At 32.8% G+C, this 23,134-nt stretch carries 12 protein-coding genes; 10 read left to right on the top strand and 2 right to left on the bottom strand.

Going from position 1 to position 23,134, the window contains the following annotated elements; translation table 11 throughout:
* The first annotated feature begins 93 nt into the window (after positions 1–93).
* The 3 genes from Q1A73_RS17430 to Q1A73_RS17420 all read left to right on the top strand — a co-directional run bounded on the left by Q1A73_RS17430 (position 94) and on the right by Q1A73_RS17420 (position 3,349).
* On the top strand, positions 94–783 hold the full coding sequence (locus Q1A73_RS17430; protein WP_299607984.1) for a hypothetical protein: 690 nt from the start codon (positions 94–96) through the stop codon (positions 781–783).
* Between the two features lie 138 nt (positions 784–921).
* Positions 922–2,109: a tRNA 2-thiouridine(34) synthase MnmA gene (gene mnmA / locus Q1A73_RS17425; protein ID WP_299607981.1), complete on the top strand. Its 1,188-nt coding sequence runs from the start codon at positions 922–924 to the stop codon at positions 2,107–2,109.
* Between the two features lie 295 nt (positions 2,110–2,404).
* The gene (locus tag Q1A73_RS17420) at positions 2,405–3,349 is read left to right on the top strand and encodes a nitronate monooxygenase (protein WP_299607978.1); all 945 of its coding nucleotides are present in this window, start codon (positions 2,405–2,407) and stop codon (positions 3,347–3,349) included.
* Here the strand turns inward: Q1A73_RS17420 and Q1A73_RS17415 are convergent.
* Positions 3,346–4,644 carry a nucleotide disphospho-sugar-binding domain-containing protein gene (locus tag Q1A73_RS17415; protein ID WP_299607975.1) on the bottom strand — a complete coding sequence of 433 codons (1,299 nt, stop codon included), beginning with the start codon at positions 4,642–4,644 and terminating at the stop codon, positions 3,346–3,348. The genes Q1A73_RS17420 and Q1A73_RS17415 overlap by 4 nt on opposite strands.
* A 122-nt stretch (positions 4,645–4,766) precedes the next feature.
* Here Q1A73_RS17415 and mazG point away from each other — a divergent pair, with 122 nt between their 5' ends.
* The 7 genes from mazG (at position 4,767) to Q1A73_RS17380 (ending at position 19,389) form a co-directional block, all read left to right on the top strand.
* Entirely contained in the window at positions 4,767–5,540 is a 774-nt protein-coding gene (mazG, locus tag Q1A73_RS17410) for a nucleoside triphosphate pyrophosphohydrolase (protein WP_299607972.1), read from the top strand.
* A 286-nt stretch (positions 5,541–5,826) separates the two neighbouring features.
* Positions 5,827–7,347, top strand: a complete 1,521-nt coding sequence (locus Q1A73_RS17405) for an AraC family transcriptional regulator (RefSeq protein WP_299607969.1) — start codon at positions 5,827–5,829, stop codon at positions 7,345–7,347.
* 495 nt (positions 7,348–7,842) lie between these two features.
* Positions 7,843–9,381 carry a helix-turn-helix domain-containing protein gene (locus Q1A73_RS17400; RefSeq protein WP_299607966.1) on the top strand — a complete coding sequence of 513 codons (1,539 nt, stop codon included), beginning with the start codon at positions 7,843–7,845 and terminating at the stop codon, positions 9,379–9,381.
* Positions 9,382–9,728: 347 nt separating this feature from the next.
* Positions 9,729–12,794 (top strand): SusC/RagA family TonB-linked outer membrane protein, encoded by a 3,066-nt coding sequence (locus Q1A73_RS17395; RefSeq protein WP_299607963.1) that lies wholly within the window; start codon positions 9,729–9,731, stop codon positions 12,792–12,794.
* 18 nt (positions 12,795–12,812) lie between these two features.
* Positions 12,813–14,270, top strand: coding sequence for a RagB/SusD family nutrient uptake outer membrane protein (locus tag Q1A73_RS17390; protein WP_299607960.1), 1,458 nt, complete (start codon positions 12,813–12,815; stop codon positions 14,268–14,270).
* Positions 14,271–15,007: 737 nt separating this feature from the next.
* Positions 15,008–18,016, top strand: coding sequence for a TonB-dependent receptor (locus Q1A73_RS17385; RefSeq protein WP_299607957.1), 3,009 nt, complete (start codon positions 15,008–15,010; stop codon positions 18,014–18,016).
* Positions 18,017–18,027: 11 nt separating this feature from the next.
* A complete protein-coding gene (locus Q1A73_RS17380; protein ID WP_299607953.1) occupies positions 18,028–19,389 on the top strand; it encodes a RagB/SusD family nutrient uptake outer membrane protein in 1,362 nt (453 codons plus the stop codon).
* Between the two features lie 206 nt (positions 19,390–19,595).
* Here Q1A73_RS17380 and Q1A73_RS17375 read toward each other — a convergent pair whose 3' ends face one another.
* The gene (locus Q1A73_RS17375) at positions 19,596–23,036 is read right to left on the bottom strand and encodes a starch-binding protein (protein ID WP_299607951.1); all 3,441 of its coding nucleotides are present in this window, start codon (positions 23,034–23,036) and stop codon (positions 19,596–19,598) included.
* Positions 23,037–23,134: the final 98 nt, after the last annotated feature.

The following is a 23,134-nucleotide window of genomic DNA, read 5'->3' as shown; positions in this document are numbered from 1 at the left end:
AGATATTTATTTAAAAGTATACCCTTGTAAAAAATCAAACTTTCCAAGCTTGGTATACTTTTTGGTCTATGAAGTTGGTTTAAATTTTATACTATGCAAAGAATATTTTTGTTTCTGTTTTTCTTGGCTCTTGCTTCTAATGGCTTGTATAGCCAGGTGTTTAACGCTTTTGATTCAGAAGGTGAAAGACATGGGAAATGGCAAAAAAAGTATGATAATAGTAATCAAATTAGATATGAAGGAACTTTTGACCATGGCAAGGAAATAGGAGAGTTTAAATTTTATAAACCTAATAGTGGGAAAATACCAACGGCTATTAAAATATTTTCAAAGGATAATGATAGTGTACAGGTAAAATATTATACAGCAAGAGGAAAGGTGATAAGTGAAGGAAAGATGTTAGGAAAGGATCGTGTTGGAATATGGGTATATTATCATAGAGGATCAACAAAAGTGATGATGACTGAGGAATATAAACAAGGTAAGCTTGATGGAGAACAGAAAACGTATTTTGAAAATGGACAACTTACAGAAAAAACTGTTTACGTAAATGGTGAAAAACAGGGTAAGAGAATAGTGTATTCCGAAAAAGGTATAATGATAAAGGAATTCACCTATGAAAATGATCAATTACATGGAGTAACAAAGTATTATGATGCGAATGGGAATGTACAAATTGAAGGTAATTATAAAAGAGATCGAAAAGATGGAGTTTGGAATTACTATGAGAATGGAAAGCTAATTGAACAGAAGAGATTTCCTATCGAAAAAAGTAGATCTTAGTATAATATTTAAAAATATTGGCATAGATAAAACCTTAAAGTAATGCGAGAGCATTACTTTTTTTATTTATTACTTTTGCAAAAGATTTGAGTACCGGTTTTACTTTAATAATTTAGGTAAGTAAGAATAAATAATATAATGAAAAGGGTAGTAGTAGGTTTATCAGGAGGAGTAGATTCTAGTGTGGCAGCATATCTATTGAAAGAACAAGGATATGAAGTTATTGGTCTTTTTATGAAAAATTGGCATGATGATTCTGTGACTATTTCTGATGAATGTCCTTGGTTAGATGATAGTAATGATGCATTATTAGTAGCTGAAAAATTAGGAATTCCATTTCAAACGGTAGACTTAAGTGAAGAATATAAAGAGCGTATAGTGGATTATATGTTCAATGAATATGAAAAAGGTAGAACTCCAAATCCAGATGTTCTGTGTAATAGAGAAATTAAGTTTGATGTTTTCTTAAAAATAGCAATGTCTTTAGGAGCGGATTATGTCGCTACAGGTCATTATTGTAGAAAAGATACGATTATACAAAATGATAGAGAAATACATCGTTTACTAGCTGGTAAAGATCCTAACAAGGATCAATCTTATTTTCTATGTCAATTATCCCAAGAGCAATTATCAAAAACATTATTTCCAGTTGGAGAATTATTAAAACCAGAGGTAAGAGAAATAGCCAAAGAGCAAGACCTTATTACTGCAGATAAAAAAGACTCACAAGGTCTATGTTTTATAGGGAAAGTAAGATTACCCGAGTTTCTTCAACAAAAGTTACAACCAAAACAAGGAGATATTATAGAAATACCTTCTTCAGAAGAAATGTATCATAGAATAGTACCTGATTTCAACTCTAAACAAGAAGAATTGGAGTTTTTATCATCAAAATATGAATATAATGTAAATGATGGTAAAGTAGTCGGTAAACATCAAGGAGCTCATTATTATACTAAAGGACAACGCAAAGGATTGGCTGTAGGTGGTACTCCCGAACCATTATTTGTTATAGAAACAGATGTCGAAACAAATGTGATTTATACTGGTCAAGGAAAATCACATCCTGGATTGTATAGAAAAGCATTATTTATTAGTAATGATGAATTGCATTGGGTAAGACCAGATCTTAAATTGGATGTAGACGAAGAATTACAGGTGATGGCTAGAATTCGTTATAGACAGCCTTTAGATAAAGCTACTTTGCATCAGGTGGACTCAGGAATGTATATTGTATTCGAGAATCCTCAAAGTGCTATTACCGAAGGACAATTTGTTGCTTGGTATATCGATGATGAATTAGTTGGATCAGGCGTAATTTCTTAGATTAACCTTTGCCCGAAAACAATTTTTTTAATTTATTGTTTAGTGCTGATTTTGTGGATTTTTATTCAGTGGGTACTCGTAGTTGTTTAAATTCGGTTATAGATAAATTATTTTTTAAATCTTAGTACCTTAAAATCACTTAAAATTCGGATTTTTACCATTGAAGGTAGATTGGTTTGGACTAAAATGTTAGAGGGAACCAAAATTAAGTTGTAAGGTAATCTATCTAATAGTCTTTATTTAATGGAATTATTAATAGATAATTCCAAGTGTGTACTAAAGGTATCAAAAACGAATGAATAGAATTAAAGATCTTTTTAAAATTCAGTATCCTATTATACAAGGTGGAATGATTTGGGCAAGTGGTTATAAGCTTGCTAGTGCTGTTAGTAATTCTGGAGGATTAGGACTTATTGGAGCAGGCTCCATGTACCCAGATGTTTTGCGAGAGCATATTCAAAAATGTAAAAAAGCAACAGATAAACCTTTTGGAGTAAATGTTCCTATGTTGTACCCAAACCTTCAAGAGGTAATAGAGATAATTATTGAAGAAGATGTAAAAATAGTGTTTACCTCTGCGGGTAATCCCAAAACATATACTTCTTTTTTGAAATCTAAAGGTATAACAGTAGTTCATGTGGTAAGTAGTTTAAAGTTCGCTTTAAAAGCTCAAGAAGCTGGTGTAGATGCTGTTGTAGCTGAAGGGTTCGAAGCTGGAGGACATAATGGAAGAGATGAAACAACAACTTTAACCTTAATACCAATGGTGAAAGAAAAGGTTGATATTCCATTAATTGCTGCAGGAGGAATTGCTACGGGTGCCTCTATGTATGCGGTAATGTCGTTAGGAGCAGATGGAGTACAATTAGGGAGTAGATTTGTTGCTAGTGAAGAAGCTTCATCACATCAAGATTTTAAACAAATGGTAGTGGATGCTAAAGAAGGAGATACTCATCTTACCTTAAAAGAATTAGCACCAGTTCGTTTATTAAAGAATAAGTTCTATCATGATGTCGCAGAATTGTATACAAAAGGTCCATCTATCGAAGAGTTAAAAACGTTGTTAGGTAGAGCAAGAGCAAAAAGAGGAATGTTTGAAGGTGATCTCGTAGAAGGAGAATTAGAGATAGGTCAGGTATCTGGATTAATTCATGATATCAAACCTGTCAGAGAAATAGTGAAAAAGTTGATTTCAGATTTTGAAATTACTAAACAAAGAATGCAACAGTTAGAAATTTAATCATTGGATGAAAAAAGCAGGTTTTCGATATGCTTTTCGCAAATTTCTAAGGTTTTATATGAGTTTAAGAGGTTTTGTACTCGTTTTACGTTCTTTTTGTAGCTATCATTAATTAAAATTTGATCAACTGCTTCCTTAATGGAATAGCTTCTTGGTCTTTCGGTTTTTAAATCTATACCTAATCCACAATAATCTATACGAGCACATATTTCATTTTTACCTTCATTGATACCAGCTGTGACCATCGGAACTCCATGTTTAATACTGATCATAGAGCTTCCATATCCGCCATTCGTAATAAATAGATCTGTCAAAGGCATGATTATCTCAAAAGGAATAAAATCTTCTATATAAATGTTTTTCTGAGGATATTGATTTTTTAATAGCTTAGTATCGTTATTTCCCGTTACTACGACAATATTAAAAGAACTGTTTTTAAAAGCTTCCAAAGAAGGAATAATCAATTTTTTATGATTTTTTTCTACAGTACCTTGAGATACTAAAATTGTTTTTTTCTTAGGATCTAATATCGTTCCCCAATCTTTACTATGATTGTTGATAGATTTTTTATTCCAAGTATTTAATGCGCCAACATATTTTATGGATTTAGGAATAGCATTTCTTGGGTAATCCATTTCAGGAATTCCATTTTGCAAAAATACCGTTGCATTTAATGGAGAAATGTCAAATATATTATGATCTGTTGGTGGCAAGTTCAAGCTCGCCAATAATTCATTATATGCAAATTTGGTTTCCTTGAAAATTAATTTTTCAGCCATTAATTTTATGAAATTTTGCTTTCTTTTGCTTAAAAAGTTGCCAGCAGGCTGATGTCCCAGTCCGTATTGCGGAATATCTGCTGCAGATAAAGCTAAGGGAACAACACCTATACCAACCACTGGAACATTCAATTTATCCTTTACGATCGTTCCTGGAAAAGTGTTATCAAATATCAGAAGATCAAAAGGGAAAGAGCTAAAAATGTCTTTCACATCTTCATAATAGTCTTTCATTCGGTGTATAAAAAGATTTATAATGTCAAATTTAATATGGGAAATCCCTTTTAATTTCTTCCGTTCTGGATAAGCTTCGTCTAATTCAGAGATTTTAATTTCCTTTGCAGTTACAAAAGGAATATATGGAATTTCCATTTGCTTTAGTTTGTTCTCATAGCTTTTTCCAGTGTACCACCGTACGTCATATCCCTTGTCCTTTAGATATACAGCTAGCTCAGTCATTGGGTTAAAGTGACCATCTGCAGGAATACAGGCAAACAAAATCTTTTTCAGAGGCATATTGTACGTATTTACAAAATTTATAAGCCCTCAAATCTATACTTTTTTAAGAGAAAAAGACTTTCCCGTTAAAATTAAATTGAAGATTTTATAATCGTTACTTTTGATATAAAATTAAACTAATGAATTCTAGAGCAGATCAACTAAAAGCCTTTGATAGGTTACTAACTATAATGGACGAGTTAAGAGAGCAATGTCCATGGGATAAAAAACAGACCTTACAGTCATTAAGATATTTGACTATTGAAGAAACGTATGAATTAGGAGATGCTATCTTAGAGAATGATTTAAATGAAGTAAAAAATGAATTAGGAGATTTGTTACTTCATATAGTTTTTTATTCAAAAATAGGCAGTGAGACAAAGGATTTTGATATTGCAGATGTTGCTAATGGTATATGTGAAAAATTGATTAACCGTCATCCACATATTTATGGTGATGTGAAAGTTGATAATGAAGAGGACGTGAAACGAAACTGGGAAAACCTTAAGTTAAAAGAAGGTAAGAAAAGTGTTTTAGAAGGAGTTCCTAAATCTTTACCTGCCATGGTAAAAGCAAGCAGGATACAGGATAAAGTTGCTGGTGTAGGTTTTGATTGGGAAGAACCAAAACAGGTTTTTGAAAAATTAGAAGAAGAACTTTCAGAGTTGCAGTATGAAATCGAAAAACAGGATATAGATAAAATAGAATCTGAGTTTGGAGATGTGTTATTTTCTATGATCAATTATGCCAGATTTCTAAATATTAACCCTGAAGATGCTTTAGAAAGAACCAATAAGAAATTTATAAAACGCTTTCAGTTTTTAGAACAAAAATCTAAGGAAAAAAACAAAAACTTAAAGGAAATGTCTTTAGACGAAATGAATGTTTTTTGGGAGGAAGCCAAAAGACTATAGTATGTTTCTTATCCACATAAAAGATGATTAATACATTTTCTTAGTGTAAAAAATGTTCAAAAAAAGTGATTTTATTCACTTTTTTTTGTTTTTTCGAAATACGTTTTTGATGTGTTTTTTTACTTATTTTACGGTAAACCCATATTTTATAAGAAAATTTTATATTTTGCAAACCCTTGATTTTACTGGTTTTTTTAGTAAGATATTATCGGGAAATCCTCTGTTATGAAAAATTTATGAAAAAGTTGTCGTAAATTAGGAGGTATAATTATGTAAAAATAATTGTGTGGCTAACTCAAACAAAAATACATCAATACCATTATTGAGTATTCTTTTATTAATGCTCGTTTACTCTAACTTCAAAAGTTGGAGCAATACTTCATTTTATAGTAATGAGGTAAATGGTGTTTCTTCTTTTGAGATAGTTCAAAATGACAATGAGGAAAAACATCAACAAGACGTTATAGACAAATATCTTCAGAGTTTGAATGATAAGAGGGCAGATTCCCTTGCTGTTTTTCAAAAGTTAGCTTTCACTTATTCTGAAATGAACGAACCAGAACTCGCGGTTCAGTATATCGATAGATATGTTAAATCAAGTTTAGATATCAATTTTGTCGGACATAGTTTCTTCGATTCGATCAGTGATTCGCCAGCGTATCAATTAATAGCTGCTAAATATCTTAAAAAGATAAATTTGTGGTCCATTATTTGCTTATATATAAGTCTTATCGGTTTTTTCGTTGCAGTAGTTTTAAATCTAAGGAAAAGATCGGATAAAGTGTCGAATTTACTAATGAGTTTTTTCGTTTTACTGCATTCATTTTTTATTCTTCATATTTGTGCGCTATTAACAAACTACCAATATTATTTTGCTCATAGTTTATATATTTCTACTTCTTTTTCATTTTTATATGGACCTCTTATCTACTTCTATTTTAAGAGGGTTATTCAGAAACATAAATTTAAGACTTTAGATGTTTTACATATAGTACCTACAATAGGATTAATCGTTTTTCTGCTTTTGCCAGTCTATGTGCAGTCTTCAGAAGAAAAGCTCAGAATGCTATTGAACAGAACAGTTCCGCATGGAGCATTGATAACGGTAATGAAGTTAGTATCATTAGTGTTTTACGGAATTTTGGTCGTAAGAATTTATGTAAAAGCATTTAAAAGCAAACGGAAAGTTTCGCGAGAGGAATTTGTTTGGCAAAGAAACATCGTCATCTTTTGTTCTGTCTACATTCTAACATATAGTATATACGCGTTTTTAATAATATCCAAGATTTATAGTGGTTTCTTGTTTAATATGCAGGTTGGCCTAATGGCTTCTCTAGTGTTGTATGTAAGTTATACAGCTTTTGTGCAGCCTAGTATTTTTGGTAGTCTCAAAATTATTAGAACGCAACCGAAGGAAAAAATACAGGCTACAAAATATGTAAAATCTGGACTTACAGAAAGTTTGTCAATAGAATTAAAGCAAAAACTACTGCACTTATTAAATGATCAAAAGGTGTATAAGCAAAATGATATAACCTTGCAGAAGCTATCTGAATTAATGGATACAACAAGACATAATACTTCTCAGATTATTAACGAACATTTTAATTTAAACTTTTTTGAATTAATTAATAAATATAGAATTGAAGAGGCTAAAGAGCTATTAAAAGAAGAGAGACATAAAAACTTTAATATTATTGATATTGCCTACGAAGTTGGTTTTAATAATAAAGTTACTTTCAATAAATCTTTTAAAAAATATAACCAAGTTACTCCTTCTGAATATCTTAAATCATTGGTTGCCTAATTTTTCATGGTTTTTTAGTAAACTTTCTTCGGAAAAAGTAAAATTTATTCGGTAAAGGTAAACCTTGATAAGGTTTGCCTGTTTTTGTTTTGATGATTACTTCTTTTGTCTTGTAATCATTAAAAGGAGGTGCGGTTCTTTTATAAACCTTGTTTAGTTTTATAAAATGAAATATTTGAGTTAGCCATGAAGATATTTTTGCCCTCCTTTTATTATTGCTTTATGGCTTTGATAAATTAAAAATTTAAGAGGCTAAGAATTCATAAAAGAAGAGTATTAATTTAGTGTTAATTAACACTGATATTAGTTAAGAATTTAACAAAAAAACAGAAAGGGTTATTTAGTTTTTTTACTTTTAAAAGATTGCTTAACAGGAGTTTATTTTTTTAGATTCCTCTTAACATCGTTTTATTATCTCCTATATGTTCGAAAAATTTTATGAAAATAGTTCTACACAAATAGTATTTTTAGCCATCCCTAATTTGCCAAGTGATTATGTGTCAAACTCAACAAAACGTAAAGTCTACGATCACGCGAACTATTATTTTATATTTAATTTGTGTAATAGGTTTGTATGCTAATGATATCGCATTTATTCCTCAAGATAATATTGTAAAAGATACCATTAAAAAAAGCAAGGTTCAAGATGCTTTTTTTGGTTCACAGAATTATGATACAACTATCCATAAGTATAATGCTTTACCTAAAACTAGCTATAGCGATTCTATTGATATATTTAAAAAGGCAGCTTTTTCTTATGCTCAATCTAAGCAATCAACAGAAGCGGCTATATTTATAGAAAAATATATTGGGGCAACTTTAGATGTTTCATTTATAAATCATAGTAATTTTGAATTAATAAAGGACTCCGCTGTTTTTAAAAAGCTGCAAAAGAGATATCAACGGAATATTAGTGGATGGGCATTGTTTTGTCTTTATGTAGGATTTATCGGGATTTTTATTTCAACCATATTAATATTTCGACCAGTAAAAGATAGAAAAGCTAATTTCCTAATCGGTTGTTTTCTTTTATTGCATTCATTCTTCGTTTTAAGAATTAGTATTTTTATTACCAATTATGAGTTCTATTTACCTCACACACTATACGTTTCAGCATCTTTTTCGTTTTTGTATGGGCCATTGATATATTTTTATTTCAAACGGATAAACGAAAATTACACCTTTAAGAAAAAAGATTTGTTGCATTTAATTCCTACGGTGCTATTCGTAGGTTTAATGTTGCCTATCTATATGTTATCAGGTACGGAAAAACTTCGAATTATTATTGATAATGATAGACCTTATGCTTTGTTTATTATGATAGCTAAATTGTTGTCTTTAATTATATATGGGGTTTTATTAATTTCCAAATATTTGAAAAGAGAAATTGAGGATGAAAATGTAAATCAATCCGAAATAAATTGGCAGAGAAATTTAATCCTGTTTTATAGTTTGTATACTATTTTTTATGGGTGTTATGTTCTTATTTTCGAAAAGTACGAGATAGGTAGTTTATTGTTTAATTTACAGGTGTTTATAATGACTTTTTTGGTGCTCTACATAAGTTACAATACCTTCTTTAATTTAGCACTAATAAAAGAGAAAAAAGATGTATTAGCATTACCTATCAATGAAGTAAATAAGTTACCTAGTGCTTATAAATATAGTTCTTCAAGTTTAACAGCTAGGTTGTCCGTTGAGTTAAAAGATAAGCTTGTTTATTTAATGGATGTGGAAAAAGTGTATCGCGATAACGATATCACTTTACAAAAATTAGCAGATCTTTTGGATACAAATCGACATAATACTTCACAAGTTATCAATGAACATTTTGGTCTTAATTTTTTCGACTTAATTAATTCATACAGGATTAACGAGGCTATGAGTATCCTAAAAAATGATAAATCAAAAAGTATAAATATTATTGATGTAGCTTACGAAGTTGGATTTAATAACAAAGTTACTTTTAATAAATCTTTCAAAAAATATAATCACGTTACTCCTTCAGAATATCTTAGGAATTTTAGTGTCTAAAATTAATTTTTCTTTGATAGTTTTTCCCTTTTAAAATTTAATAAATAGAGTAGAACATTGATGTGTATACTTCTAGACAAATCTTCAAGCATAAAAGTTAGGTAAATAGGTAAATTTTTATCGGTAAAAGGGTAAAGCTTGATCAGTTTTAACTGGTTGACCCCCCATAATTACTTGTTTTGTCAAAAAATTGCAGAAAAGGAGTACGGTAAATTGTTCTATCTACGAAATTATGTTATTCCTTTTATAATATATCGCAAGATAAATTGAATTAGCCATCAATTTTCAATTTACCGTACTCCTTTTCTGCAATTTCTAACTGAGGTTTAATTTATGAAAATTTATTTATGAAACAACTTAATTACAAATTATTACTATTTGTGTTTTTTGTCACCAGTTTTGTTTTTGCGCAGCAAAAGATAATAACTGGTAATGTCACAGACAGTGACGGATTGCCCTTACCTGGCGTAAACGTGGTGGTGAAAAATACTGCAAATGGAACACAAACTGACTTTGATGGTAATTATAGTATTACAACAAACAGAGGGGCTGTTTTGGTGTTTAGCTATGTTGGTTTTACCAATAAAGAAGTTATTGTAGATACTGCTGAAACTATTAATGTTAGTTTGGTAATATCTGCATCTGAACTAGAGGAAGTAGTAGTAACTGCTTATGGATTAGGAAAGAAATCAACTGTAACTTCTGCAATATCTACGGTAAGAGCAGATGATATTGAAGATTTCGTTCCATCTACTAGTATTGATAATATACTACAAGGTCAAGCCGCTGGGGTTCAGGTAACAGCAGCAAATGGTAGACCAGGAAATACTGCTTTTGTTCAGATTAGGGGTGTTGGTTCTATTTCATCTAGTACTACTCCATTATATGTTATTGATGGAGTGCCAGTTCCTATCAACGAAAATGAGCAATTTAATCCACTTAATAACTTGAATCCTAATGATATCGAATCGTTAGCAATTTTAAAAGATGCAGCTTCTGTGTCTAAATATGGTTCTAGAGGGGCTAATGGAGTTGTATTAATTACTACTAAGAAAGGAAGATCTGGAGATGCAAAAATCACCTTTACTTCTTCTTATGGTTTTGGAAAACGAATTGCAGATCCTTTTGATTTATTAAATGCAGAACAAAAACTAAATTTAGAGCAAGAGTTTGCTAATTTGGGTGTAGGAGCAGCACAATCATTACCAGGAGCTACAGCTACACCTGAAGAAAGACAAAGGTTGATTTCTTTTGATACTGATTGGGAAGAAGAATTACTTAGAACATCAGTGATTCAAAATAACAATTTATCTATATCTGGTGGATCTGATAAGCTTACGTACTTTTTATCTTTAGGATACAACCTAAATACGGGTATTATTGATCGTATTGACGGTTTTGAAAGAGTATCTGCAAGGTTAAATACTACCTATCAGGCAAAAGATTGGTTAACTGTTGGAGCAAACGTTTCTGCTTCTAGAAGTACTACGGATCTTCCAAGGGATAGAAATAATGTTCAAAATGCATTTAGAGGTTTATATGATTATAATCCATATGCGCCATTGTTTGCTAGAGATGCAGACGGAAATGTTGTAACAGATGCTGATGGTAACCCAGTATTTAATAGAGGAGGAGGGATATTCTTTCCAATAGCAGAGGCATTAATAACAGAACCAGAAGATAATAGAAATGTGTTATTGATAGGATCACTATCAGCTGATATCAGATTATCTGATAAGTTTTCTAATCGCTTTCAGGTAGGTGTAATTAATAATAGATTTAATAGAACAGCTAGATCGCTTCCAGGCGGAGTTTTACAAGGTTTTGTTGGAGATAGCCAATTCCCAGGTACGCAGACAGAAAATGTTGCCTTAGATTTAGAATATAATGTGTCTAATATTCTTACTTATGCAGATCAGTATGGTGATTCTCATAATCTTTCAGCGAGTTTTCTTTTAGAATATAATGAGAATATCAGAAATGAATTATTCGTAGCAGCAAGAGGGTTTCCTTCACCGGATATTCCTTTCATAGATGTAGCAGCAGAGTCCACGAATCAAGGGTCTAATGAGGCTAGAAGAATTCTATGGTCTCAAGCATTATTCGCTGATTATGATTTTGAACAGAAGTATATATTGTCAGCTTCGTTAAGACGTGATGGTTCTTCAAGATTTGGTCCTGATAACAAATTTGGTACTTTTTATAGTGGTAGCGTTGCATGGAATTTAGCAAAAGAATCATTTTTAAGTGATTCCGCATTCAATAATTTAAAACTAAGGGCTTCATATGGTACATCTGGAAACCAAAACATACCAGATTTTCAGTTTTTAAGTGTTGCCGGATTCAATACATATAACGGTAATACTACTGTAATACCATTACGTGTTGGAAATCCTGAAGTACAATGGGAAGCACAATCTATTTTAGATATCGGATTAGAATTCGGATTGTTTAATAACAGATTAAATGGGGTTGTTGATTACTTTAAAAAAGTGTCTGACGATTTATTATTAAACAGACCTATTTCACAAACAGTGGGAGATGAAGATAATGGTATATTCCAAAATATTGGAGAGATTCAAAACTCTGGTGTAGAGATAAGTTTAAATGCTGATATTATTAGAACTGAAAACCTACAAGTTTCTTTAGGAGGAAATATCACATTTATAGATAATAGGGTAAATAAATTAGTAAATGGACAAGATATTATTACAGGTTCGTTCGGAAATATTATTTTAAGAGAAGGAGAAGAACTATTTTCTTATTATTTAGTGGAGTATGCAGGTGTTAATCCTGATAATGGTGCACCTCAATATGTTGATCTTGATGGTAATTTATCAGAGACCTATAGTGATTCGTTCCTGAAAATTCAAGAAGGGAAGTCTCCACTTCCAAGCTATCAAGGAGGTTTCTTTGGTAGTGTTAATTACAAAGGATTTGGTTTAAGAGCTGACTTCGTGTATCAGGGAGGTAATTATATTTTGAATAACCAAAGAGCACAAGGTGAGTTTATTGGAAATATTGATGCTAATTTAAGAACGAGTGCTTTTAATTACTGGAGACAACCTGGAGATACCAATGTGTTACCAAGTCCATTATTTCAAGCAGATGCGGATCAAGCAGGTACTACAAGATTCTTAGAAAAAGGTGATTATATAAGATTAAGAACATTAACTTTAGAATATAATCTTCCTAATAAATTCTTAGAGCCACTACCGATAAACCGTCTTCGTCTTTATGCTACAGGTCAAAATATTCTTACTTTTAGTGACTATGAAGGAGATCCAGAAATTGGGATTGGATCTGGTGAAACAGGAGAACCGGGAGATGCTAACTTCGTTCAAGGTGAGTTTTCGTTATTTAGTTATCCTCAAACGAAGGCTTACATCTTTGGTATGGAAATAGGATTTTAATAAAAAATAAAATATAAAATGAAAAATAAGTTTTTTAAAATATTTCTTGTCTTTTTCACATTCACTTTTATGGCATGTGACGACGAGTTAAACGATTTGCAACCATTTGTAGAGGTAAATCCGGATGATTTCTTCGGAAGTGTTTCTTCATTTCAGAATGGAGTAGATGGAATATATAGTCAATTATGGAATTATTACTCAAATCCAGGGTCAGGATTGCAGTCAATTCCTGATATTATATCTGATAATGTAATACAAGCGCAAAGCGGAAGACGTTCAAATGATGATTATTATGATTATCGATATGTTCCGACTACAGGTGGTGCAATTGCATTATATTGGAGTGAAGCATATGAAGCAATTAATGCTGCTAACATATTAATCCGTAATATTGATAAACTACCAGAAGGAGATGATAAGGATAATATATTAGGACAAGCTCTAGGAGCAAGAGCATGGGCGCATTTTGATTTAGCTAGGATTTATGGACCTATACCAACACAAAGTGCTGGTGCTAACGGAGAGTTAGGAGTAGTTTATATAAAAACAGAAGATGGGGATACTGGAGATCCTTTTGCACAGCCAGCAAGAGAAACTATAGGCTCTAATTATGCAGAGATCATTGATGATTTAGAGCGTGCTAGTCAACTTATAGGAAGTGATAATGGTGAAGGTCGTCTTAATAGAAATGGAGTTTTTGGACTTTTATCAAGAGTTTATCTCTACAACGGAGATTATCAGTTAGCTATTGATGCAGCTAATGAAGTTACTACAGATTTGGCGAGTGCAGATGATTTACCAGGTGTTTATACAGATTCTAATAACTCAGGAATTGTGATTGAATTATCAGTAAATACTTCTTCAGAAGCTAACTTTAACAATGTTGGAGTTCTTTTTAGTCAGTCTAACGCTGATAACGATATATTAGAATTCGTAATCGACTTTGATTTCTTTAACAGTGTTTCTACAACAGACGTAAGAAGAGATGTTATGCAGTTCGTTGGTAATAATAATGGAGTAGAATATAATGCTGTTAAGAAATTCCTAGGTGAAGAAGGACAAATTAATGGACGTGTCGATATAAAAGTGTTGAGAGCTGCAGAAGTGTTATTAAATAAAGCTGAAGCACAGTTTGAGCTAAACCAGCAAGCAGCAGCACTGGCTACCTTAAATGAGCTACGAGCTACAAGATACACTCCTTTTACTGCTGGAACGGAAACAGGTCAGGCTTTAGAAGATGCAATTCAATTTGAAAGAAGAGTTGAACTTTCTTTTGAGGGGCATAGATTTTTTGACCTTAAAAGAAGAGGAGAGGCTATTGAAAGATCTAATAATGGAGATGTGATTGATGGTACTGGTACACCACCAGAAGTACTTACTATCGAACCAGGAAATTTTAGATTTTTATTTCCAATTCCTCAAGCAGAGTTAAACGCAAACACTGTTATTGCTGAACAGCAAAATCCTGGTTACTAATTTAAAATTGTGATAGGAATGTAATAAGAGATTTTTAGAAATAATTATTTCTTATTCTTTAAGCAAAGGTCATTGTTGGCATATCGCCTTCAATGACCTTTTTTTATTCTAAGAGGGTTTACCCCTAGGCTTACTTTGCCAGTAAAACGTAAACGGTTTGAAAATGAAAGGTCCTTTGATTGCTCTGTTAACTTGCTCCGGAGATTTTAACTTATATCATTTAAGACCTCATTATATCTAGAAGAGACAGGTAACTTCATTTTAATTCATTTAGTACTAACTAAGAAGCTTCTAAACAATTTCTTAATGATTAGATAAACATTATGAAGTTCGTCTAAAGAATTTAAGTGTTATGTCTTATCCGTTTTAATACACGAATACTATGAAGACCTACGGAATTGTCAGAAAAAAGAGAAGATTATTAATTACTGTTTAATAATCTTCTAGAATACTACATATAACTGCAATTTATAGTTATGTATTTTGAAATCAATCTGTTAGTGGGTAAAGGGTAATTTTTATCGGCAAGGTAAATGTTTATAGGCTTTACCTGATTTCTTTCCCTCTATAACTTCCTTTACATGGTAATCATATAGCTTAGGCAAGAGAATTACCGATAGTGGTCGTGTAGTTTATTCTTATCGGTGATGTATTATTGAGTTAGCCTTCAATATACTCTTGCCTTCCTTTATGATTAGATCAACAATTGGAGTATAAATCTTGAAAAAAATTAATGTATGAAAGTAAATCATTACAATTTGTTAATGCTTGTTTTTTTTATTTCGGGCATTGCAATGGCTCAGCAAAGATCAATTTCTGGGTCTATTAAGGACAACAAAGGAATTCCTTTGCCAGGTGTAAATATTCTTATTAAGGATACGAATAGGGGAACTCAGAGTGATTTTGATGGAATGTATACTATCGAAGCAGCTAGTGGCGAAACAATTATGTTTTCTTTTTTAGGATATATTACAAAAGAGATTGTATTAAACAATCAAAACACAATAGATGTTATCTTGGATGAAGATGTAAGCGCTTTAGAAGAAGTAGTTGTCGTGGGTTTTGGAACACAATCTAGGCGAAAGATTACTGCGAATATAGCTTCTATATCTTCTGATAAAATTAATGAAATTCCAACACCAAGTTTACAAAGTAGTCTAACAGGAAAGGCAGCGGGCGTTCAGGTAACTCAATTAAACGGTAAGGTAGAAGGAGGGATAAAAGTAAGAGTGCGAGGTGTAGCTACTATATCTTCTTCGCAAGAACCGCTCTATGTTGTAGACGGAATTCCAATTACCAATGCAGATGAATCTATCAATAATTCACCAATTAATCCTCTTATTGCATTGAATCCAAATGATATCGAATCTATCGATATACTTAAAGATGCTTCTTCCGCGGCAATTTATGGGGCTAGAGGAACAAATGGGGTAATTATTATTACTACAAAACAAGGTAAAAGAGGAAAAACAAAGGTTTCTCTTAATTCATCTTATGGAATCAGTAGTGCTACAAATAAAAGAGATTGGTTAAATGCAGAGCAATATGTGGAGTTAATGACTGAATCTGCCTTGAACGCAGGATTTAGTCAGGCAGGAATAGAAGGACAGTTTGATTTCTATGCAAATGGTCTAGATTGGAGAAATGGAGAGGTTGATACAGATTGGCAAGAGCTTGCTCTAGTAGATGGATCAGTACAGGATTTTGGAGTGTCGGTTTCGGGCGGAAGTGAAAAAACTAGATTCTATATGTCTACAGCATATAACAATACAGATGGTATTGTAAGAGGCAATGAATTAGAGAGATATTCATTTAGAACAAATATCGATCATACGCTTTCCAAGAAATTTAAAGTAGGAACTAATGCAAGTATCTCAAAGTCGATAATAGACAGGATTGCTAATGATAATGCATTTGCAACACCACTTCAAGCAATTGCACAATCACCGTTATCTCCAGCTTATTTGGAAGATGGTATTACTCCTAATAATGAGTCAACTGAATACTACAATTTCTTAGGCGATGAATTTAACGGTAGTTTTAAGACAAATATCTGGAGAATTTTAGCCAATACTTATGCAGAATATCAAATTTTACCAGATTTAAGTTTTAGATCCGAGATTGGATATGATTTTCTATCCCAAGTTGCAGAGCGATTTTCAGGAAGTCTTACGCAATCGGCGTCCGTTGGTGGTTTTGGAACTGTTAATGCAGTACAAACAGAGAAATATAATTTGAACAATTATTTTACTTATGCCAAAAGATTTGACAATACGTTTGATTTGGAAACAACTGTGGGGATGAGTTATGAGGATAGTCAGAGAAGATTGCAGTTTGCTCAGGGACAAGGATTTCCTTCGGATGACCTACAAACATTAAATAGTGCAGCCGAAATTACTGCTGGGGGATCTACTCGCACAAGATTTAATTTCCTTTCATATTTTGGTAGAGCTACTTTATCTATTGCGGATAAATATTTATTGAAAGCAAGTTTGAGATATGATGGTTCTTCTCGTTTTGGTGAAGAAAATAGATTTGGTTGGTTCCCAGCAGTGTCAGCCGGATGGATTGTATCAGAAGAATCATTTCTTAATAACTCAGAAATACTATCATTACTGAAACTAAGAGGAAGCTGGGGGATTACAGGAAATGCTGGTATTGGGAATTTTGCAAGTTTGAGTTTGTTCCAAGGAACTCCATATAATCAAAGAGCTGGATTGGCACCAACTCAACTAGGAAATCCTGCATTAAAATGGGAAAAAACTACACAGTATGATATCGGATTAGACTTTGGTATCCTTAACAACAGAATTTCTGGAGAAATTGATTATTATGAAAAAGCTACAGATGATCTATTGCTTAATGAACCAGTTCCTGGTACTTCTGGTTTCCCAAATATTACAAGAAATGTTGGGGAAATAAAAAATAGTGGATTTGAATTTGTAATCAATACTAAGAATATTGTTTCTTCTGATGCTAGTTGGAGTACTTCTTTAAATCTTTCTACGATTGATAATGAAGTGACTAATTTACCTGGAGGAGATATTATCGCTGGTAGAAATATTGTTAGAGAGGGAGAAACAGTATCTTCTTTTTACTTAGTAGAATTTGCGGGTGCTGATCCTGCTAATGGAGATGCATTGTTTATTCGAAATACAGTAAACGCTGATGGTACGATTGATAGAAGTACAACAAATAACTTTAATGAGGCAAGTAGAGTTATTGCTGGTAGTCCATATCCAGATTTAATTGCTGGATTGACAAATAATGTTACCTATAAAGGAATTGACTTTTCATTTACGTTTCAAGGAGAATGGGGTGCTTCTATTTACAATAATGGAGGTCGATTCCAATCTGGTAACGCTAGATTTTTTGATAATCAAACTACAGATCAGTTAAGAAGATGGCAACAACCTGGTGATATTACAGATGTGCCACAAGCGAGGTTATTTTCGACTAATGGTCAGCAAGCTTCTACTAGATATCTTCAGGAGTCTGATTTTATCAGGCTAAGAAATTTAACATTAGGATATACCGTACCTCAAGAAGTTACTAAGAAGTTTTATATGGAGAGGATAAGAATATATTTTACAGGTTTTAATCTGTTAACTTTTACTGATTTTGATGGATATGATCCAGAATCTACAGCAGATTTTAATGGTAACTCTAATATTCAAGTTGGAGAAACATTTTATTCGGCACCTCCAGCTAAAACATACACTTTAGGTATAAATATCGACTTTTAAAATATAAGAATATGAAGACAATAAAATATAAAATATTAGTATTACTTTCCGCAGTGGTTTCCATTGTTGGATGCGAGGATAATCTCGAATTAGAACCAGAACAAAGTTTGTTGCCTGAGGTAGTGATCACTAATCCGGCTAACCTTCAAAATGTTTTAACCGGAATTTATGATGAAGCAGGACAAGGTGTTTCTTATGGAGGGCAGATTAATTTAGCCGCAGAATTATTGGCTAATGATACCGATCTTTCCTGGAATGGTACATTTGAACAACCTGCGCAATTAATAGAAAAACAATTAACACCAGATAATACTTTTGTAAGAGATTATTGGTTAAATTCATATGAAGTAAATAATCAAGCCAATATTGTTTTAGCTAATTTAGACGTATTCGAGGACGAGTCAGATCGGAATAGAGTCGAAGGAGAAGCAAAATTTTTACGTGCACTAGCTTATTTTGATCTTGCTAGATTATTCGGGCAATCATATGAATCAGGTGGAGGAAATACGCAACTTGCAGCTCCAATAGTACTAAATGCAATTTTAAATCCTGCAGATATTACATCTCCTTCTAGAGATAATGTCGAAGATGTTTATGCTCGTGTAATAGAAGATTTACAAAGTGCTTACAATCTGTTACCAGATAGCAATGGAGTCTTTGCAGATAAATACGCTGCTCAAGCCCTTTTAGCTCGTGTGTATTTACAACAAGGTAATTATAGCGGAGCAAGAGATGCCGCTAATGATGTGTTACAAAATAGTGGACATGCACTTACAGCAACTTATGACGGAGCATTTAATAATGATGGGGATTCTAGTGAAGATATTTTTGCATGGCAAGTAACTAGCCAAGATGGAGCTAATCTGATGAATACTTTTTGGGCAGGACAAGATTTTGGAGGAAGACAAGGGAATCCTGATGTGTCTATTAATGCATCGTTTTTCAATATTTTTGATGATCCTAACGATGATAGATCACAGTTTTTTTATACAACCTCTAGTGGAACGGCTACAACTAAATGGCAATCTCAGTTTGCAAATATTCCTTTTTTACGTGTAGCAGAGATGCATTTGATTAGGGCTGAATCTAATTTTAGACTATCTACAGCAATAGGATTAGCACCGCTTACAGAAATTAATGCGCTTCGTGGTAGATCAAATGCGGTGGCACTTGGAGCAATTACATTACAAGATATTATTGATGAACGTAAAAGAGAATTAGCATTTGAAGGATTTGCATTGCACGATATAAAAAGGTTGCAAGGTACAGTTGGTACACTAAATTATGATGATAATTCCTTAGTAATGCCAATTCCACAAAGGGAAAGGGATGCTAATCCTAATTTGATGCAAAATCCAGGGTATGGAAGTTAATTGTTGAGTTTTTATACTTTTTTAAAACTGCCTAGAAATGAACATTGAAATTATATTCGTCAGTAGAGTGGTACGTAAAAATGATTTTTCAAAATAATTTTCTAGGTAGTTTTTAATGTAGGATTTGCTTAATTTATAATAGAAAAGCCCCTTACTTATAGTTGTGTAACTTAAGTAAGGGGCTTTAGTTATTAAATCCACACTTGCTAGCGTTTAATTACCTTTTTTGTTAAAGATTTACCATCCATAGTAATTTTACAAAAGTAAATTCCACTTGCTAATGGGGTTTTACCGAGCTCATGTTGATGAATTCCTTCATTTATTTTACCATTTATAATGGTTTGTGAAGCACCGTATACATTTATTAATTCAATTTTTACCAGACTTGTTGATTGTCTAACTTGTAGTTGTAGTACAGATGTTTCTTCAAGAGGATTTGGAAATACCTTTACATCTTCAACAGATAATTTGTCATCAGTATTGTTTAATCTAAGGTTGTCTGGGTTTTGGTCATACCAAGTTCCGTTATAATACCATCCATTCTGACATCTATTAAGATCTGGTGTTTGGGATCCACCATTATTGCTAAATATTAAATTAGAACAAGAAGTATTAGATAAGGTATAACTATACCAACCATTAGCGTCTAACGTCATAGCTTCTCCAGGCCAAGCTGTTGTTATGCCAGATGGTGTAGTATTCCAAAAGTAGATCGTTGGAGATGTAAAAGAATCTGATTTAAAATATAAGGTAAGATCTTGATTTTCTTCTGGATTACTGTCATACCAAGTACCATTGTAATACCATCCATCTCCACATCTTTGAAGATCTTCTGTTTGCGACGATCCATTATTACTAAATATAATATTGGCACAACTTATAGTATCAAAAGTAAAAGAATACCAGTCGTTGCCAATAGAATTCATTACCACTCCAGGCCAAGGTATAGTACTTGCAATTGGAGTAGTGTTCCAATAATATATAGAAGGGTTTGTTAAATTACCTTTGTAATATATAGTCATTGAATCAGTAGTGTCGTCTGTAAATGTGAAAGAATTGCTTGCTATTGTAGAAGTTAATCCTTCTGAATCATATGCAATTGCTTTTATGGTGGTATCAGAGGTAATGGATATTGGATTCGTATACCGAGTTGAGGATGAAGAAGGATCATTACCATTTAATGTGTAATAAATTTCAATTCCTGTGGAAGAATTGTCTGTAGCACTTAATGTAATGTTCACAGTTTCTCCAATGTTAAAAGTTCCACCGTTTGGAGATATAGATACTACTGGAGGGGTATTAACATCAACTCTAGGATCAGTATCATACCATACTCCATCATCGTACCATCCATCTCTATCTCTTGTTAGGTCATCAGTTTTAGCACCACCATTATCATTAAATAGTAAATTAGTACTCTGAACGCCTTCAAAAATATATTCATACCATTCAGAATTGTCTATTTGATTCATTTGAGGACCTGGCCAATTACTAGATGGTAATACATCTGGTGATTCATTCCAATAATGAACATTCGCCTGAGACCAAGAAGATGGTTTCTTAAAATATACGTGTAATCCTTCAATAGGACCAATTCTATAATTTTTTGTTAGAATATCTGAAGCTACTCCATCTCTATCATAGACGATAGCTTTGATAGTGGTAGATTCTGTGATCGTAAACGCACTGTTATATAAAGTACTCGAACTATTTGGAGTGGATCCATCCAACGTATAATAAATAGCGTATGGAGCACCAGCTCCTCCAACACCATCCATAGTAATTTCAATAGGATCTTCGGAGTTGGTAGTATTTGGATTCATTATAACTACAGGATTACTTGGTCCATTAACGCAATTTTCGAAGAAACCACCACCGCACCCTCCAATGAGTCCAGGTCCATTAAGTACATAGATCCCTGCTGATCCTGAGGTTACAGTGAAATTCAACACTCCGTTTTGCGCAAAAATTTCTCTTCCCGTTACAGCATCTCTATACACACCATTAGTCATTCCGGATATGCTAAAAGATGCATTTCCATCTTTTGCTAACCCTACAGCAACTTCACTATTTTGATGTACTCTACGATACGATACGGCATTTCCCGGAGCTTCTTTCCAGTCCCAACTTCCTTTTTGGAGTGCTGGAACAGCTTTTCTAATAGCATTTAACTTTCTTATATGTTGGTATATTTTATGACTAGGAGCTTGGTCTATTACATCTCCGTAGTAGGCTCTACCAGTTTTATCAATTGATTGTTCGATACCTGCAGCATTATGAATATCATTAAATTCTCCAGCTTTAAATCTCATTTCAGTTCCATAATACACTACTGGAATTCCTCGCCATGTAAACATAAAGTTCATACATGCGGCTAGATTTTCATCGGTACCGCCATATCTTCTGTTCCAATCATTATTAGGACCAAAATCATGATTGTCTAACCATGTTATCAAAGTCGAGGGATCACTATATAAATGGTCATAACGTGCTGCTGCTTTCACTGTTGGGAAAGACTGTCCTTCTTCGAAAGTTCCGTGAAATGTCGCTTCACCAAAGAAATCAATTACAGCAAGATCTAAAGGTTCTGAATTGTTTACTGCACCTCTCCAAGTATAATAATGCGGATTGATTTCATCAACAGGATGTAACTCGTGTCTTAGTTGCGCAACTTCTCCAAAAATAAAGAGATCAGGGTTAATAGCCTTAAAAGCATCGTAGAAATAAATGATATCTTCTTTACTCATATGCTTAACTGTATCCCAACGAAATGCATCAACTCCCATATTAATAAATGTAGCATATGCATTTACAAGATAGTCTCTAACTAATTGACTTCCTGTATTTAAGTCTGGTGTGTCTCCTGCTAAAGCTCTATTGTGTAAATTTTCTATATCATCAAAACCTTGTGCAAATCCATTCCCAGAATGATGATACCAATCTGGATCCGAAGTATCTACATAGCTTTCTTTGCTAGGAAAATTAAAGGCAGAAAGATCTTGATTATAAGGAGGTGGCATTTCTGCAAGGTTGGCACGACTCCAGATTAGTCCATCTTCTGGATTTGGTGTTAAACCATCATACTCCCAATTGGGGTTGTCTGGTGCGTACCAGGGTTTTGTAGGATCTGTGTTATATTTTATTTCTGCAACATCTTTAATCCCAAAACGACCTGCATGATTGGTAACAACATCTAATACAATCTTCATATCACGCGCATGAACTTCATTTATCAAATCCTGAAACGTAGCTCCAGGAGATTCTAAACGGGGATCTACTTTAGTAAAATCCCAAGCATGATAACCATGATAGTCTAAAGGGCTTCTGTTGTGCACGATAGGAGTGATCCAAATAGCTGTGAAACCAAGATCCTTTATATAGTCTAGTTTTTGGATTAATCCTTTAAAGTCACCTTTCCATGTTACATCATTGGGATCCGTAATAGTAGGATTGATATTCGGGTCCGGATTGTAAGAGGACCATTCTGTAGGTACATTGTTATTAGGGTCACCATCAAAAAAACGAGTGGTTAAGAGGAAATAAATGGTTTCTTCTCTAAAATCAGTTTGTGCATTTACAAAAAATGAATTGAGTGATAAACTCCATAGACAAATAATGCCTAAGAGTTTAGGTAGTGAGTTTTTCATAAGTTTTAGTGTTTGAATTGTGTCTTGTGTAATAATCTTCTTTTGAAAGAAGTTGGTGTTTAAATTGTCATATAGTTATTAAATTTCAAATATTATTA

Origin of the sequence: uncultured Aquimarina sp. (genome assembly GCF_947492115.1) — a bacterium.
Classification (GTDB): domain Bacteria; phylum Bacteroidota; class Bacteroidia; order Flavobacteriales; family Flavobacteriaceae; genus Aquimarina.
Note: the sequence above shows the minus strand (reverse complement) of the source record. Positions and strands in the feature narration are given on the sequence as shown.